This window comes from Collinsella sp. TF07-1 (assembly GCF_003437235.1).
In the GTDB taxonomy this organism is placed as follows: Bacteria; Actinomycetota; Coriobacteriia; order Coriobacteriales; family Coriobacteriaceae; genus Collinsella.
In genome coordinates, this window is sequence record NZ_QSRV01000005.1 from 3,548 (window position 1) to 18,720 (window position 15,173).

Here is a 15,173-nt window from a genome sequence, read left to right on the forward strand (position 1 = left end):
CCCGTGGCGACCGTGGCCGCCGCGGGCCTCAAGCATGTTCCGGACTAGGAGAACATGCCGGTGAGGTAATCATTCAGCCGCTTATCCTTGGGCCGCTGGAAAATCTCGTCGGTCTCGTCGTACTCGACCATATCGCCCATGTAGAAGAACGCCGTGCGGTTGGACACACGCGACGCCTGCTCCATGTTGTGCGTCACGATGACGATGGCGCGGTCGGCCACGATCGACGACATCAGGTCCTCGATCGCCAGCGTCGAGATGGGGTCAAGCGCCGAGCAGGGCTCGTCAAACAAGATCACGTCGGGGTTGAGCGCCAGCGTGCGCGCGATGCACAGGCGCTGCTGCTGACCGCCCGAAAGCGCGTAGGCGCTCTTGTCGAGCTTGTCCTTGACCTCGTCCCACAGCGCCGCGCCGCGCAGGCTCTCCTCGACCATGCGGTCGAGCTCGTCACGGTCGGTGATGCCGTGGCGCTTGGGCGCAAACGTGATGTTGTCGCGAATGGACTTGCGGAAGGGGTTGGGCTGCTGGAACACCATGCCGATGGAGCGACGCAGCTCGTACGTGTTCTCGGTCTTGGTGTTCACGTTGCGCCCGCGGTAGTTGATCTCGCCCTCCACGCGACAGCGGCGAATCTCGCGATTCATCAGGTTGAGGCTACGCAAGAAGGTCGACTTGCCGCAGCCCGAAGGCCCGATGAGCGCCGTGATCTCACCCTTGTGGAAGTCGAGCGACGTATTGTGCAGCGCATGGTGGTCGCCATAGTACACGTTGACGTCCTTGGCGGAGAGCACGACCTCGTCGCTCACGGCCTTGCCGCTCACGCGCACGCGCCTCTCGCTCTCCCCCACGCTCGACAGAAAGTCCTGGGTCTCGGACGTGGCCGCCTCGGTTGCGGGCGTTGCATTCATCTCGCTCATTCGGCCGTCATCTTCCTTGCCAGTTGCTTGCCCACGATACGGGCGATTACGTTAAACAGCAGCACGCAGATCATCAGCAGTGCCGCGGTGCCCCAGACGATCTGCTGGGCCTCGGGGCTGCCCTCGCCATAGATCTTGTAGATGTGCACGGCCAGCGACTCGCCGGGACGGAACACGTTCCAGGCGCAGGTGGGGCTCGACAGGTTAAAGCTCAAGAAGTTCAGACGAACCGGCGAGCTCATGCCCGAGGTAAAGAGCAGCGCCGCGGCCTCGCCAAACACGCGGCCGGCCGAAAGCACGATGCCGGTCACGATGGCGGGCATGGCCTCGGGAATCAGGATGTGCAGTGTGGCCTCCCAGCGAGTGAGGCCCATGGCCAGGCACGCATCGCGCTGGGCCTGCGGCACGTCCTCGAGCGCCTGCTGAATCACGCGCACCAGGATGGGGATGTTGAACATGGTGAGCGCGACGGCGCCGGAGATGATGGAGTACTTCCAGCCCAGCTGCACCGAGAACACCAGAAAGCCGAACATGCCGACGACGATGGAAGGCAACGAGGACAAGGTCTCGATAGCGGTGGAGGCGATGTCGCGGATAGGGCCGTTCGGCGCGTACTCAACCAGGAAGACCGCTCCGCCCAGGCTGATGGGCACCGAGATGACTAGAGTGATCAGCAGCAGGTAGAACGAGTCGAACAGCTGGTAGAGCACGCCGCCCTGGGTTCCGTTGGCGCGCGCAGGCTGCGTGAGGAAGCCCGGCTGGAACAGCGTCGAGATGCCCTCGAACAGGATGTAGGCCACCATGGAGACGACGATGAGCATGACGATGGCGACGATCGCCGTCAGCACGCCCGTGGCGATGCGGTCCTGCCTTTGGACACGCCCGAGTCTCGCCTCGTCGATATGGATGCGCGTGCTAGCCACGAGCCTTCGCCCCCTTGCGGCCAATGAGATGGATGATCAGGATAAAGATGAGGCTCATGCCCATCAGCAGAAGACCGAGCGCCCACAGGACGTCGTCCTGGGCCGAGCCCTCGGCATAGACCGCCATGGACGTGGTGAGCGTGGTGGTGATGGTGGAGGCCGGCGACAGCAGCGACGTCGGCATGGCCTCGATACCGCCGATAACCATGCGCACGGCGAGCGTCTCGCCAAAGGCGCGGGTCATGCCAAGGATGACCGCGGTCATGAGCGAGGACATGGCGCTCTTGAGCACCACGTGCCAGATGGTCTGCCAGCGGGTGTAGCCCAGCGCGAGCGAACCCTGACGGTAGCTGTCGGGCACGGCACGCAGGCCATCGACCGAAAGCGTGGTCATGGTCGGCAGGATCATGACGGCCAGCACGATGGCGCCGGGCAAGATGCCCAGGCCTGTGCTCACGTGGAGAACGCTCTTCATAAGGCCGACGACCACGTGAAAACCGATCAGGCCAAAGACGACCGAGGGAATGCCGGTCAAAAGCTCAATAAGCGGCTGAAAGACCTTGGAGCCAAACTTAGGCTGGATCTCGACCGCAAAGATGGCAGAGCCGATGGCGATGGGCAGCGCGATGAGCGTGGAGAGCACCATGACCGCAAACGAGGTGACGATCAGGGGCAGGGCGCCGGTGTAGGGCAGGCCGTTTTCGGCTGTGTTGGCCAGATCCCACTTGGTGCCGGCGAAGAACTCTACGACCGAGACGCCGTCCTTGAGAAAAGCCGAGAGGCCCTTTTGGGCGACCATAAAGATGAGCGCGGCAACGACAAGCGTCACGAGCGCTACGCACGCGCCCGTGACGCCCAGGCCCACGTTCTCAAGGTCGCGCTTTGGCAGCTGTTTTGCCATTGCAAACCTTTCCGGGGCGATTACTTATTTAGCGGATACCTTGCCGCTGGCGTCCTTGACGACCTTCATGGCAGAGACTGGGATAAAGCCCTGCTCCTCGACGAGCTTGCCCTGGACGTCGTCGGAAAGCATGAACTCCAGGAAGGCCGTGGTGGCCTCGTCGGCGTCCTTGGAGCAGTACATGTGCTCGGTCGCCCAGATCTTAAAGGAGTCGTCGGTAACGTTTGCGCTCTTGGGCTCGACGCCCTCGACCTTGATGGCGTTGAACTTGGAGTCGTCGAAGTGCGAGAAGTCGAGGTAGGAGATGGCGTTGTCGGTGCTGGCCATCTGGGTCTGGACGTCGCCGGACTTGTCGAGCTCGGCGTCGCCCTTAAAGTCGTTGGCCTCGTCGCCAAAGACGGCAGCCTCAAAGGTGGCGCGGGTACCGGAGCCGGCCTTGCGGTTGAGGACGACGATGGTGGCGTCGTCGCCACCGACCTCCTTCCAGTTGGTGATCTGGCCGGAGAAGATGCCCTTGAGCTGCTCGAGGGACAGGTCGTCGACCGTAACGTTCTTGGAGACGACGGGGCCCATGCCCACGACGGCGACCTCGTGGTCGACGAGGTTCTTGACCTGATCGGCCTCGAGCTTGGTCTCGGCGAAGACGTCAGAGTTACCGATGGTGACGGTGCCGGCGGCGACAGCGGTCAGGCCCTTACCCGAACCGTTACCCGAACCGGAGACGGAGACGTCCGGATTGGCATCCATGAACTTCTCGGCAGCGGCCTCGACGAGAGCCTGGAACGAGGAGGCACCGTCGTAGGTCACCTCACCGGAGACGGACTCGGCGGCAGCGGCGCTACCCTTGTCGGCGGCGTCGGAAGCGCCTGCGCCGCCGCAACCAACGAGGCCGAGGCCCACGATGCTGGCGAGACCACCAGCGAGGCCGAGGAACTGACGACGAGAATAAGCCTGATCGAGCATGATCTTCCTTTCATACAAGCGACTCGCGGGCACCCTGCCCGCTTTGCTGTTTGGAAAGATACGGTCTCGATCGGGCAGCGCCCGCGTCAGCTGCGCTTTATTACGGGCATCTGATAGACCCTTACCGCAAGCGCGGCAGGGCTTTACAAACGAATAACAAACCCGCCACCAAGCATGACCCGCCTTTTACACCAATAAAAACAAAGTTGCGGTGAAATAGTTCCTGCTTGGCCATCAAATGGCCCATTCTAGGAACTATTCCACCGCAACTTAAAAAGCCCGGACGAAAGGGGTGCTAAGTTGTTAAAACGCCGCAGCCTTAAAGCTCAAGCTCGTTCAAACGTAAGATCGCCACGATATAAATCTTGAGCGCCTGCTTGAGCTGTTCCTCGTTGGCGCACTCGTTGGGACCGTGCATCTGGCCGCCCCACTCGGGCAGCTCCAGACCGGTCTCCTCGGGGCCAAACGAGACGGCGCGGGCAAAGTTGCGCGCGTACGTGCCGCCGCCCATGGCAAAGGGCTCAGCATGCTTGCCCGTAAACTCGTTATAGGTATCAATAAGCGCCTTCACGGCCGGATCGTCGGCAGAGACCGAGAACGGCACCTTCGCACGACCCACACGGCACGTCACGCCAAAACGGCCCACGAGCGGATCGAGCTGCTCGCGGATGGTATCGGCACTCGTGCTGTCGGGGAAGCGCACGTCGATGACCTGCTCAATATGGCCATCCGCCACGCGGATGACGCCAGCGTTGCAGGTAAGCGGGCCAAACGCCGGACTCGTCGCATCGATACCCAGGCCGCGACCATAGGCGTCCGCATGCACAAAGGCCAGGAACTTGACGAACTCGTGCTCGGCAGGCGTCAGCAGGCGCTCGTCGCGTGCACCAAACGCGTCCTCGGCCTCGCGCAGATACGCCACGATCAGCCCGACGGCGTTGATCGTTCCCTCTGGCATCGAGGCATGACCGCCAATGCCGTGGGCGAAAATCTGCGCATGCCCGTTATCAAGCGCCGTGATCTCCAGGCGGTCGGCGTTCTCAACGGGCGCCGGCAGCTCATCGGCGGCAATCGCGAGCTCGCAGATGGACTGCGACGGAATGGCATTGCTCGCCTCGGAGCCGCTCCACGACACGATGCGCCCGCCGTCGATCTTGGGACTCACGAACGTCGCCCCAAACTGGCCCTTCTCGGCATTGCAGACCGGAAACTCGGCATCGGGCGTAAACAAAAAGTCGGGGTCTGCGTGGTTCTCCAGATAATGGTGAACGTCGGACATGCCCACTTCCTCATCGCAGCCCAGCAGCGCGCGGAAAGTATAGCGCGGGGTAATGCCGTGCTTGAGCAGATAGGCGCCGGCGTAGAGTGACAGCACCGCCGGACCCTTGTCGTCGATAACGCCGCGGCCGAGCAGCCAGCCCTCGCGACGCTCCAGCGCAAACGGGTCGGTGTTCCAGCCCGGGCCGGCGGGCACCACGTCCACGTGGCAGATGGTCGCGAGCTGCTTGTCGCCGCGGCCAGGGATATCGGCAATGCCCACATAGCCCTCGTCGTCGCTCGTCTGATAGCCAAGCTTCTGCGCGATGCCGAGCGCACAGTCGAGCGCGTCACGGACCGGGCGGCCAAACGGCGCGCCGGGCTCTGCATCGGCAGAAACTGCCACGGACGGATAGCTCACCAGCTGCTCGATATCGGCGACGACATCTTCCCAGACCTCGTCGACATACTCAGCGACGCTCTGCTCCACCTGATTCATAGACTGCCTCCTTACCAATGAGCGGCAAGCGTACCTGCCCCTCACATTTAGTTCCTAGATAGAGAAAAGTTTAGCAAGCTCGGCCACCGAGTGCACCACTGCATCGGCACCCGCCGCCTCATGCTCACCCGGCGCCGCCGCGCCCGAATAGATGCCGATGCACGGCACGCCCATCGCGTGCGCGCCCTCGACGTCGTTAAAGCGATCGCCGATCATCACGGCATCGTCCGCTGTCGCGCCGAGCGCCGCCAGGGCATCGCGAACCGAATCGGCCTTGGTCTCGCGTCCCTGCGGCGGATTCATGCCAATCACCGCCTCAAACTGAGAGAGCCCGAGCTCATGCACCATGTCGATGCATTTGGCCTCCATGCGCGACGTCGCCACGGCCATACGTTTGCCTTGGGCGACCAACCCATCCAGCAGCTCGGGGACCCCATTGAACACGGGATACTCCTCCGGTCCCAGTTCATCAAAAAAGGCGCGGTACTCATCGGCCACCACAAGCGACTCCTCGCGGGAAAAGCCGTAAAAGTCGTGAAAGCTCTTCCACAGGGGCGGCCCGATCATGCGGCGCAGATCACCCATCTGCGTCTCCGAAAACCCGCGCGCAGCCAGCGTCTTGCGCGTCGAGGTCATCACTGCCCGACCCGTATCGGCCACCGTGCCGTCAAAATCGAACAGCACAACCGGCCGCTCGCAAAGTTGCAATGCCGCCATCGGCACCCTTCTTCCCCAGTTGATGATTTCCACACCACCGCTTCAAACTGTTGACTATTCAACAATTGAACCTAGCAATGTAGAGCAACTCCACTATACTTGTCGCACTTTGCTTTCAGAAGGCGGCGCTGCCGCGCCCCAACGAAAGGTGCAATTATGTCTTTTGCCATCATAACCGACTCCACGTCGGACATCTCCCCCGCCCGTGCCCAAGAGCTCGGCATTTACGTGATTCCGCTGCATGTGATTATCGAGGGCGAGGACCTGCTCGACCAGGTGCAGATTACCGCCGAGGAATACGTCGCCCGCATGGCCGGCTCCGAGCAGCTGCCGCACACCTCGCAGCCGAGCGCCGGCGAGTTCAAGGCGCTGTTTGACCGCGTACGCGCCGATGGCCACGACAGCGCGATCTTTATCTCGCTGTGCAGCGAGTGGTCCGCCTGCTATTCCAACGCATGCCTGGTCGCCGAGACCCACAAGCTCGACGTGCGCTGCATCGATTCGCGCACCGGCTCGGGCGCCGAGGGCCTGCTGGTGGAGTACGCGCTTGCCATGCGCGAGGACGGCCGCAGCTTGGACGAGACCGAGGCGCAGATCCGCGCGACGCTGCCCGACGCCCACCTGCTGCTGATTCCCCGCACGCTCGAGAACCTGGTCAAAAACGGCCGCGCCCCCAAGCTCGCCGGCCAGCTGACGCAGATGCTCAACATTCGCCTGGCCGTTTCGCCGGAGTGGAAGTCAGGCGAAATCAAGGCCATCAAGAAGGGCCGCGGTGCCAAGCGCATCGTTGCGAACACCATGGCTGACTGCCTCGAATTTTTGACCGAGCACCCGGGCTCCAGCGTGCGCGTGCTCACGACCGGTGCTGCCGAGGAGCAGGAGCTCGTTAACCAAGCGCTCGCAGGCCAGAACTACGTAGACGCCGGCACCGGCCCCATCGGCTGCACCATCGCCACCCACGTAGGCGTCGACGCCATCGCCATCAGCTACTGTCCCCGCTACCAACCTGCCAATTAGGGACAGGTTTATTTTGGCAGGTTTTATCTGGGCAAACGTTAAACGGTAACAAAGGCTTGCCTGGCAAGATCGGACATGCCAAAGCCGTCGAACAACCGAAGTACACCCAGCCACAACAAAGCCATCACGCCGACGCGCCGCAACTCAAGGCGCGCCGGCGTCTTTTTAGGAGTCGCGGCGGAAAAGGGGCCGTTTTAGCCAAAAGGCCGCGAAACGCTTCCCATTACGCCGCAACTTCATTGCCGCCCAACCAGCTAATCGAGAAATTGGCGGCGATCGATGCTTTGTCCAACCCCCTTGCGATACCCTCTGGGCAAAAAATGGCAAATATGAGTACTGTTACCAGTTTAGTAACAGCGAAATCTGGCTGAATTTGCCATCTTCCGCCAATTCCGAGCGTCATAAAGTCCCGAATCGCCATGTTTAGAGGGTTGATTCTATCCAATCCGAATCGATTGGTCTTAAATACTTTCCAGATGATATGTTACTGCTCAAACCACAGTACTCATATTTGCCATTTTTTGCCCACAGGGTCTATTCGAGGATAGTTTCCTGCGCCTCCAGCCCACCTCATGGCCGCCAAAACCCATTCAGCAACAGCTACCGCACATTTTGACATCAGCCAAACACCACTCACGGAGCTGTACTCCGCTATCACCGAACCAAAATCAGAGTCGAGTCCCTTAAAAATCAAAATAACATACCCTCATTTCAATGAACTCCGACAAGAACGGCATTTACATGAGCACCGTCACGCATCAATACGCCCTCATCGGGGGTACGCTATTCCAATTCAAGAAAACCGTCGCCCATGTATCGGAGCCGCACAGCCAAATCGTCATCTGCGGCAACGGTCCAGACATCCGTTACGCAACACTGGAAGAATGGGAGAAAGCTGGCGAATCTTTCGATAGACGGGCACAGGTCGAAGGAATCGTCACCAGTGCGAGCCCAGCGCGCGACAAACTGGAACTCTTTCGCAATCTCTTTACTGGCCGCAAAGATGTTTACGCTCATGGGTACCGCAGAAAAGACGGGGGCATCGGCTATACACCCGCCTGCGCAAATGAATGGAAGGCAAGCATTTGCCCCAAAGTAAATCGTCAGAAAACCAAATGCGCGGAATGCGGCAACCGCATCTTCCCCAAGCTGAGCGATGCCGCGATCATCGCCCATTTCAAAGGCAACGACGACAGGCTCCGAGACGTCATAGGTCAATACGTTCTCGATAGTGACAGTAACACAAAAGTCCTGGTCATCGACTTTGACGGAGCCGATTGGAAAGAAGCGACAAACGCCATTCGGCTTGTCGCAAAAAACCATGGGATCGATGCTGCAGTCGAGCGATCGAGATCAGGTAACGGCGCACATGTCTGGTTTTTCTTCCTAGAGCTCACCAGCGCAAAGATCGCACGAGAATTTGGAAGCAGCCTTATCACCGAAGCGGCGGCGCTCAACAAGACAATCACCTTTGAAGCTTTTGACCGGATGCTGCCCGCGCAGTCCACCATTCCTGAGGGCGGCTTCGGAAATCTCATAGCACTGCCTTTTCAAGGAAAAGCGCAGCGAAAAGGGAACAGTGTATTTGTTGACGAGCAATTTGAGCCCTTTCCCGATCAATGGCTTTACCTTTCACAAATTCAGCTGGTTCCACATGCAACGGTGCAAAATCTAATCGAAAGCATCGACAATAAACCGCATGGAATATCAGCTGCAGTGGCGGGAAACACCGCCGCGCCACATTCTCAGAGGCCGCGAAAGCGGCTTCCGCTCACGCTGCAGGACTTCCCGTCATCGCTACCCGTCACGCAAGCCGATATGCTCTACATAACCGAAAGATCTCTGAGCCCGGCCGCCCAGATGGAGGTTCGCAGGCTTGCAACATTTGCCAACCCGGAATTCTTCCGTGCCCAATCAATGCACCAATCAGTATTTGGCAAACCGCGGTACATAGACCTCAGTGAACTTAGAGATGGCTGCGTTGCGATTCCCAGAGGCTGTAAAGCTCAACTCGAGCGGCTGCTTCAAGAAGCCGGCGCTTCTGCTCACTATTCAGACAAGCGCATGTCGGGCAATCCAATTGTGATGACATTTAAAGGGGCTCTTCGCCCTGAACAGCAAATTGCCGCCGAACAGATGCTCAACTATGAAGACGGGATCATGTCCGCGCCGACGGGTTTCGGGAAAACCGTCATTGGGGCCTATCTTATTGCTGCCATCGGTCTTCCAACGCTTGTCATCGTTCCCAAGACTGCGCTCATTGCCCAATGGAAATCCCAGCTCGAACGGTTTATCGACATTACGGATAACAGAAAGCCAGTTCGAACCCCAAAAGGACGAATCAGTAAAAGGCAGCCTCCGCTCATTGGCCAAATCGGAGGAGGCAAAACCACCATAAGCCATCTCATCGACATTGCTTCATTCCAGTCTCTGTCCAGCAAGGACCCCCAGACCGGAGAACCAATAGCCAAGGAGTTCGTTCGTGATTACGGCCTCATCATCTGTGATGAATGTCACCATGCAGCCGCACCACAGCTTGAGCTCGTCCTCAAATCCGCTCCAGCCAAATATGTATACGGCCTTTCCGCGACGCCCGAACGCTCGGACGGACTCACGCGAGCACTCTCAATGCTCTGCGGCCCGCTTCGCCATGTCATTGATCCAAAAACGCAAGCAATCCAACAGGGAATTCAGCGCGTTGTTAGGCCGCGTTTTACCGGAGTTCGACTACCCGCCTACGAACCAGGGGCGTCCTTTAATCAAGTTCTCGATCTCCTGTGTGCGCACACAGCGAGAAACGAAGCAATTGTCGACGATGCCCTCGAGACCGCGTCAAACGGTCGACATCCGCTTGTGCTATCCAAAAGGAAAAAACATGCCGAAGAGCTATGTAGGCTGCTTCAAAGCCGCGGACACGAACCTATACTCTTAACCGGAGAAATCGACGCCAAAGAAAGAAAGGCAATACTGAACAGCCTTCCCGGCTTCGAGCATGAGCATCGAATTATCATCGCAACCGAAGGCCTTCTGGGCGAGGGTTTCGACCTGTCTTACCTTGACACTCTGCTCATTGCCACACCGATATCTTGGGACGGCAGCATAACGCAGCAGGCAGGCAGGCTACATAGAAGTCACGAGGGCAAGCAGCGGGTTGAGATATTCGACTATGTTGATTTGTCGATACCCATGCTCGCGCACATGTACCAGAAGAGACTCAAGACCTACGCCAAGCTGGGGTATGAAGTCTTTGCAGCAAATGACAACAAACGGGCCGATCAAAACATCCTCGTTAGGCCGGCAAGGGCCGTGGAGGCCTTAGCGGATGACATCGAGCGCGCAACGAAAAGCATTTTTATTGCCGCGCCCTACGCATCCGCTGCATGCCTCGCAAAGCTCGCTGCCGTACTCACAGGCGCCGCCGCCCGTGGGATTGCCCTTGAGATTTCAATTGCCTCGACTCCGCACAATGACGTGAAAGCGAGTTTTACCGAGATGAACGTCGACTATTCCATCAAAGCCGAAGGGCGCCTGCGCGCGTCAGTAATTGACGAGGAAACCGTCTGGTACGGAACTATCCCGTTACTGGCCTTTCCTAAGAAAGAGGACTGCAGCATCCGTTTCAAAAGCAGCGAAGTTGCAGCCGAGCTTTTAAGCGAAATCCAGCGAAGAGGAGAACTGGAGGTCGCAGCCACGAACGGGACGTCTCCAACAGTTACGGTGGAATAGGGGCTGTTTTAGCCAATCGGCCGCGAATCAATCCCTATTTCCCCGCGAAACATAAGCGAGCAATCAGCCCTGCGGGCCCTGAAATAACTCCTCATGCGAGCCCATTCTCACCAGTCGGATCACAGGATTAGTCTTATGCGGCAAGTACAGAACGACCACATCGACCAAGCCATCGGATAGATGGAAATCGATGTGGCCGTTGTAATTGCCGCCCGGGTTTGAAAGCTCATGGGCGCCATATTCCGCGGGAAGCGAGCCGCGAGCTGCAAGCTCTGCGACTGCTGCCTTAAACTCGGTTTTTAGCTGCGGATGGATGCGCATCGTCCGTTTGTAATCCGCCTTAAACTGAGCCTCGACTTTAATCTCAAACATCGCTAGTCCTCATCGAGGAATGATATAAGCTCATCAGCGTTATTGAATGACGGGCTGTCGTCTGGCAGAATCCCCAACTCATGAGCCTCGGCAATCACCATGGCGCGCCTCGTCGCCTCGTTGGGAACTTCGGGCCGACCCACAATCTCAAACGGAATCTTTCGCTGATTTACCAGCTGCCGAACAGCAAGGTTCAGATACGAATTGAGACTCAGACCAACCGTATCCAAGAACTCAGTCGCCTGTTCCTTGAGCCCCTCTTCGATGCGAACCGTCGTAGGCTTAACCGTTGCAGTAGACATACGCGACCTCCTCGCTCTCGTCTTTTGCATCAGTATACCCAATTTAGAAGGCAGGCTGATGCTAAATAGCATCAGCCTGCCTTCTCATCACTACAACGACAGGCACGCTCGCCCTACATCAGCCCGCTCAGGGCGATATCGACGGCCTCGTTGAGGTCGTCGGTAATGTGCACCAGCTCCGGATCGAGCGGGCTGATCATACCGGTGTCCATCACCGGGCCATTAAGCCAGTCGAACAGGCCCCGCCAGTACTCGGTGCCCACCAAAACGAGCGGCATGCGCTTAACCTTGTGCGTCTGCACCAGCGTGAGCACCTCGAACATCTCGTCGAGCGTACCAAAACCACCGGGAAACACGATGGCGCCCGAGCTGTATTTGACGAACATGGTCTTGCGCACAAAGAAGTAACGGAAGTCCATACCGAGGTTCACGTATTTGTTGAGCCCGTGCTCGTGCGGAAGCTCGATACCCAAGCCGACCGACTTGCCGTTCGCGCTCGCCGCTCCCCTGTTGGCCGCCTCCATGACGCCGGGACCACCGCCGGTGATAACCGCCACGCCGCGCTGGGCGATTTTACGACCGACCGTACGCGCCGCCTTGTAGAGCGGATCGGTCTTGGGCGTGCGGGCACTGCCGAAGATGGTCACCGCAGGACCAAGCTCGGCAAGCGCGCCAAAGCCATCGACAAACTCGGCCTGAATGCGCAGCACGCGCCAGGGGTCGGCATGCAACCAGTCGGTCGAGTCCTCGGGCGCCAGCAGGTTGGCGTAGGTGTTGTCCTTAGGAATCATGGGGCCGCGCATGACCACGGGGCCGCGTCGGTACGTCTCGTCGTAGGCCGGCTCGCCCTCGACGTTCTCATTCTTAATCAAGGGTACTCCTATCGAGAAAAAGAAAAGCGAGCGGGGTCGACGCCATGCGTCAAACACCCGCCCGAACATCAACTATTCGGTATGGTATCCACGATGCATCATGCGCTTGCAAGGCATCGGTCAGCGGTCGCGGCTCTTAGTAGTCCACCGCCGCAGGGCTGTTCATCCAGTCGCTCACAAACGCGCCGTAGCGGCCCTCGATAATGGCCTGGCGGGCGCGCTGCATAAGGTTGAGCAGGTAGTAGATGTTGTGCATCGACAGCAGAATACCGCCGAGCATCTCCTTCTGCGTGACCATGTGACGGATGAGCGCGCGGCTGTAGCCGCCCGTGCACACCGGGCAGGTGCAGGTGGGGTCGATGGGGCCGTCGTCGTGCGCAAAGCGCGCGTTGCGGAAGTTAAGGCGACCTTCACTGGAGAACGCCGTACCCATGCGGCCGGTGCGCGTCGGCAGGACGCAGTCGAACATGTCGATGCCCACGCCAACGCCGCGCACGAGCGTGGTAGGGTTGCCGACGCCCATGAGGTAGCGCGGCTTGTGCTTAGGCATGTACTCGGAAACCAGCGGCGCCAGCGTCTCGAACATGGTCTCGTGGTCCTCGCCCACCGAGTAGCCGCCGATGCCGTAACCGGGGAAGTCGCCGCACTCCTCCAGATGGCGCAGCGAGCGCAGGCGCAGATCCAGGTGCATGCCGCCCTGAACGATACCAAAGAGTGCCTGGTCGTCGCGGGTATGCGCCTTATAGCAGCGCTCGGCCCACATGCTCGACAGCTCGACGGCACGCTCAACGTAAGCGCGCGTGGCGGGATAGCCCGGGCACTGGTCCAGCTGCATGCAGATGTCGGAGCCGAGCTTCATGGCGATTTCCATGTTGTCCTCGGGCGTCCAAAACACGTGGCGGCCGTCGTAATCGTTGACGATAAAGCGCACGCCCTCGTCGGTGAGCTTGACGGCATCGTTGTGGCTGAAGACCTGGAAACCGCCCGAGTCGGTGAGGATGGGGCCGTGCCAGTTCATGAACTTGTGCAGGCCGCCCAGCTCGGCGATGGTGTCCTCGCCGGGACGCATGGACAGATGATAGGTATTGGCGAGCACGATCTGGGCGCCGAGCTTCTTGACAGTCTCGGTAGGAATGCCCTTGACGTTTGCCTTGGTGCCCACGGGCATAAAAATCGGCGTCTCGATGTCGCCGTGCGGGGTGTGCAGTACGCCGGCACGCGCGTGCGTCGTCGGGTCCTCGGCGATCAGGTCGAATTTAAAAAGGTTCTGGTCCATAAACTGGAACTCCTTGGTTGCGGTTCATACGCAAACCATTATACGGGCAACCCGCAAGAAGCACCGACTCGACAGAAACTGGTGCGAGGAGGATACGGCAGGGACACGGCAAATGAGCGTGGATTTTTGGACGATTACCGGATGAGCGTGGATAATCTCCCACTTTTGCCCAAAGCACAGCCCAAAAACGGGAGATTATCCACTTTCATTCTGCGGGCACTCATTTAAGTACGTCCCCGATGAGTGGAGCTATTTACCAGCCACGGCAACGCCGATATTTTGGCAACGCCGATGTTTTGACAACGTCAGCGAGCGGTCGCCAGAGCGAACAAATTGGCATGAAAAGAGGGCGGCATAGACCTTCTGGTCATGCCGTCCTCTTTGAATGGCAAGTTGTCGCTCTGGCGACCGCGCAGCGTCGAGCCGTTACGCGGTTTGGTAAAACCGCGTAACCCTACGGACGCTGGCCCATGCCGCCCTCGAGGGTGACGGTCTCGCCGTTCATGTACTTAAAGTCGGGGCCGCAGAGCTGAACGACCACGCGGCCGATCTCCTTCTCGACGTCGCCGTAGTGGCCCGCCGGCGGCATGTGGACGTTGGCCTTGAACGCCTCGGGATAGGCATCCTGGAAGTTCTCGAGCGCAGCAGTCCAGGCAAGCGGGCAAACGATGTTGACGTTGATGCCGTCCTTGCCCCACTCGTTGGCGGCGACGCGAGTCAGGCCGCGGATGCCCTCCTTGGCAGCGGCATAGCTGCACTGGCCGTAGTTGCCAAACAGGCCGGCGCCCGAAGCAAAGTTGACCACGGAGCCCTTGGTCTCCTTCAGGTGCGGATAGGCCTTCTGCATGTACAGGTAGGTGGCATACAGGCCAGAGTAAATGGCCAGGTCAAACTGGTCCATGGTGTGATCGGCAATGGTCACGCCCGAGGCGCTGGCCTGAGCGTTGTTGACGACGGCGTCGATGCGACCGAACTCCTCAATCGCTTTGTCGATGACGTTCTGGACGACGGCTTCGTTGTCCTGACCAGCCGAGACATCGGCCTGAACAGGCAGAACCTTAACGCCGTACCCCGCCTCGAGAGACTCCTTGGCAGCCTCGAGCTTGGCGACGTTGCGGCCGGTAATGACGAGGTTTGCGCCCTCCTTGGCAAAAGCGATATCGATGCCGTAGCCGATGGAGCCAGCGGAGCCGTCCTTAAGCGTAGCCTTGCCGCCGCCGGTGATAATCACGGTCTTGCCAGTGAAAAGTCCCATAAGAAAGTCCTTTCAAATCACGACGGGCACGCCCGCCGACTGCGCGCACCCAAATTCACGCGCCAAAAGCTGAAATGCAACTTTAACGTGTTCAAGTGAAAAATAAAGACCGCAGCAGGCGAACGGCACAACGTTATTCGGCGAAGGGGATGTCAAGCACGAACCGGATAAAGAGG

13 protein-coding genes are annotated in these 15,173 nt (G+C 59.2%); 2 read left to right on the forward strand and 11 right to left on the reverse strand.

Annotation, left to right across the window (positions count from 1 at the left end; translation table 11 throughout):
• Positions 1 to 44 precede the first annotated feature (44 nt).
• From pstB to DXC67_RS02995, 6 genes are all read right to left on the reverse strand, one after another.
• Positions 45 to 917: a phosphate ABC transporter ATP-binding protein PstB gene (gene pstB, locus DXC67_RS02970; RefSeq protein ID WP_117634962.1), complete on the reverse strand. Its 873-nt coding sequence runs from the start codon at positions 915 to 917 to the stop codon at positions 45 to 47.
• Complete coding sequence (gene pstA, locus DXC67_RS02975) at positions 914 to 1,840, reverse strand: phosphate ABC transporter permease PstA (protein ID WP_199410568.1); 927 nt, start codon at positions 1,838 to 1,840, stop codon at positions 914 to 916. The genes pstB and pstA overlap by 4 nt, the downstream gene beginning before the upstream one ends.
• A complete protein-coding gene (gene pstC, locus DXC67_RS02980; RefSeq protein ID WP_117637294.1) occupies positions 1,833 to 2,741 on the reverse strand; it encodes a phosphate ABC transporter permease subunit PstC in 909 nt (302 codons plus the stop codon). The genes pstA and pstC overlap by 8 nt, the downstream gene beginning before the upstream one ends.
• Positions 2,742 to 2,765: 24 nt before the next feature.
• On the reverse strand, positions 2,766 to 3,704 hold the full coding sequence (locus DXC67_RS02985; protein ID WP_117637295.1) for a phosphate ABC transporter substrate-binding protein: 939 nt from the start codon (positions 3,702 to 3,704) through the stop codon (positions 2,766 to 2,768).
• A 319-nt stretch (positions 3,705 to 4,023) separates the two neighbouring features.
• Positions 4,024 to 5,460 (reverse strand): M20 family metallopeptidase, encoded by a 1,437-nt coding sequence (locus tag DXC67_RS02990; RefSeq protein WP_117637296.1) that lies wholly within the window; start codon positions 5,458 to 5,460, stop codon positions 4,024 to 4,026.
• Positions 5,461 to 5,514: 54 nt separating this feature from the next.
• Complete coding sequence (locus DXC67_RS02995; protein WP_233503143.1) at positions 5,515 to 6,210, reverse strand: HAD hydrolase-like protein; 696 nt, start codon at positions 6,208 to 6,210, stop codon at positions 5,515 to 5,517.
• 123 nt (positions 6,211 to 6,333) lie between these two features.
• Here DXC67_RS02995 and DXC67_RS03000 point away from each other — a divergent pair, with 123 nt between their 5' ends.
• Entirely contained in the window at positions 6,334 to 7,194 is an 861-nt protein-coding gene (locus DXC67_RS03000; RefSeq protein ID WP_117637298.1) for a DegV family protein, read from the forward strand.
• A 741-nt stretch (positions 7,195 to 7,935) separates the two neighbouring features.
• Positions 7,936 to 10,920: a DEAD/DEAH box helicase family protein gene (locus tag DXC67_RS03010; protein WP_158551272.1), complete on the forward strand. Its 2,985-nt coding sequence runs from the start codon at positions 7,936 to 7,938 to the stop codon at positions 10,918 to 10,920.
• 63 nt (positions 10,921 to 10,983) lie between these two features.
• Here DXC67_RS03010 and DXC67_RS03015 read toward each other — a convergent pair whose 3' ends face one another.
• The 5 genes from DXC67_RS03015 to DXC67_RS03035 all read right to left on the reverse strand — a co-directional run bounded on the left by DXC67_RS03015 (position 10,984) and on the right by DXC67_RS03035 (position 14,997).
• Positions 10,984 to 11,292, reverse strand: coding sequence for a type II toxin-antitoxin system YafQ family toxin (locus DXC67_RS03015; RefSeq protein WP_117637301.1), 309 nt, complete (start codon positions 11,290 to 11,292; stop codon positions 10,984 to 10,986).
• Between the two features lie 2 nt (positions 11,293 to 11,294).
• On the reverse strand, positions 11,295 to 11,594 hold the full coding sequence (locus tag DXC67_RS03020) for a type II toxin-antitoxin system RelB/DinJ family antitoxin (RefSeq protein ID WP_117637361.1): 300 nt from the start codon (positions 11,592 to 11,594) through the stop codon (positions 11,295 to 11,297).
• Positions 11,595 to 11,707: 113 nt separating this feature from the next.
• Positions 11,708 to 12,397 (reverse strand): TIGR00730 family Rossman fold protein, encoded by a 690-nt coding sequence (locus DXC67_RS03025; protein WP_369831358.1) that lies wholly within the window; start codon positions 12,395 to 12,397, stop codon positions 11,708 to 11,710.
• Positions 12,398 to 12,602: 205 nt separating this feature from the next.
• Positions 12,603 to 13,742, reverse strand: coding sequence for a tRNA guanosine(34) transglycosylase Tgt (gene tgt / locus DXC67_RS03030; RefSeq protein ID WP_055250876.1), 1,140 nt, complete (start codon positions 13,740 to 13,742; stop codon positions 12,603 to 12,605).
• 454 nt (positions 13,743 to 14,196) lie between these two features.
• The gene (locus DXC67_RS03035; protein WP_117637303.1) at positions 14,197 to 14,997 is read right to left on the reverse strand and encodes an SDR family NAD(P)-dependent oxidoreductase; all 801 of its coding nucleotides are present in this window, start codon (positions 14,995 to 14,997) and stop codon (positions 14,197 to 14,199) included.
• Positions 14,998 to 15,173 lie beyond the last annotated feature (176 nt).

Coding starts and splice junctions, on each gene's coding strand:
- pstC (WP_117637294.1), bottom strand. CDS start 2,741: ATGGCAAAACAGCTGCCAAAGCGCGACCTTGAGAACGTGGGCCTGGGC.
- tgt (WP_055250876.1), bottom strand. CDS start 13,742: ATGGACCAGAACCTTTTTAAATTCGACCTGATCGCCGAGGACCCGACG.
- DXC67_RS02990 (WP_117637296.1), bottom strand. CDS start 5,460: ATGAATCAGGTGGAGCAGAGCGTCGCTGAGTATGTCGACGAGGTCTGG.
- DXC67_RS03015 (WP_117637301.1), bottom strand. CDS start 11,292: ATGTTTGAGATTAAAGTCGAGGCTCAGTTTAAGGCGGATTACAAACGG.
- DXC67_RS03035 (WP_117637303.1), bottom strand. CDS start 14,997: ATGGGACTTTTCACTGGCAAGACCGTGATTATCACCGGCGGCGGCAAG.
- DXC67_RS03020 (WP_117637361.1), bottom strand. CDS start 11,594: ATGTCTACTGCAACGGTTAAGCCTACGACGGTTCGCATCGAAGAGGGG.
- DXC67_RS03000 (WP_117637298.1), top strand. CDS start 6,334: ATGTCTTTTGCCATCATAACCGACTCCACGTCGGACATCTCCCCCGCC.
- pstB (WP_117634962.1), bottom strand. CDS start 917: ATGAGCGAGATGAATGCAACGCCCGCAACCGAGGCGGCCACGTCCGAG.
- DXC67_RS03010 (WP_158551272.1), top strand. CDS start 7,936: ATGAGCACCGTCACGCATCAATACGCCCTCATCGGGGGTACGCTATTC.
- DXC67_RS03025 (WP_369831358.1), bottom strand. CDS start 12,397: ATGCGCGGCCCCATGATTCCTAAGGACAACACCTACGCCAACCTGCTG.
- DXC67_RS02985 (WP_117637295.1), bottom strand. CDS start 3,704: ATGCTCGATCAGGCTTATTCTCGTCGTCAGTTCCTCGGCCTCGCTGGT.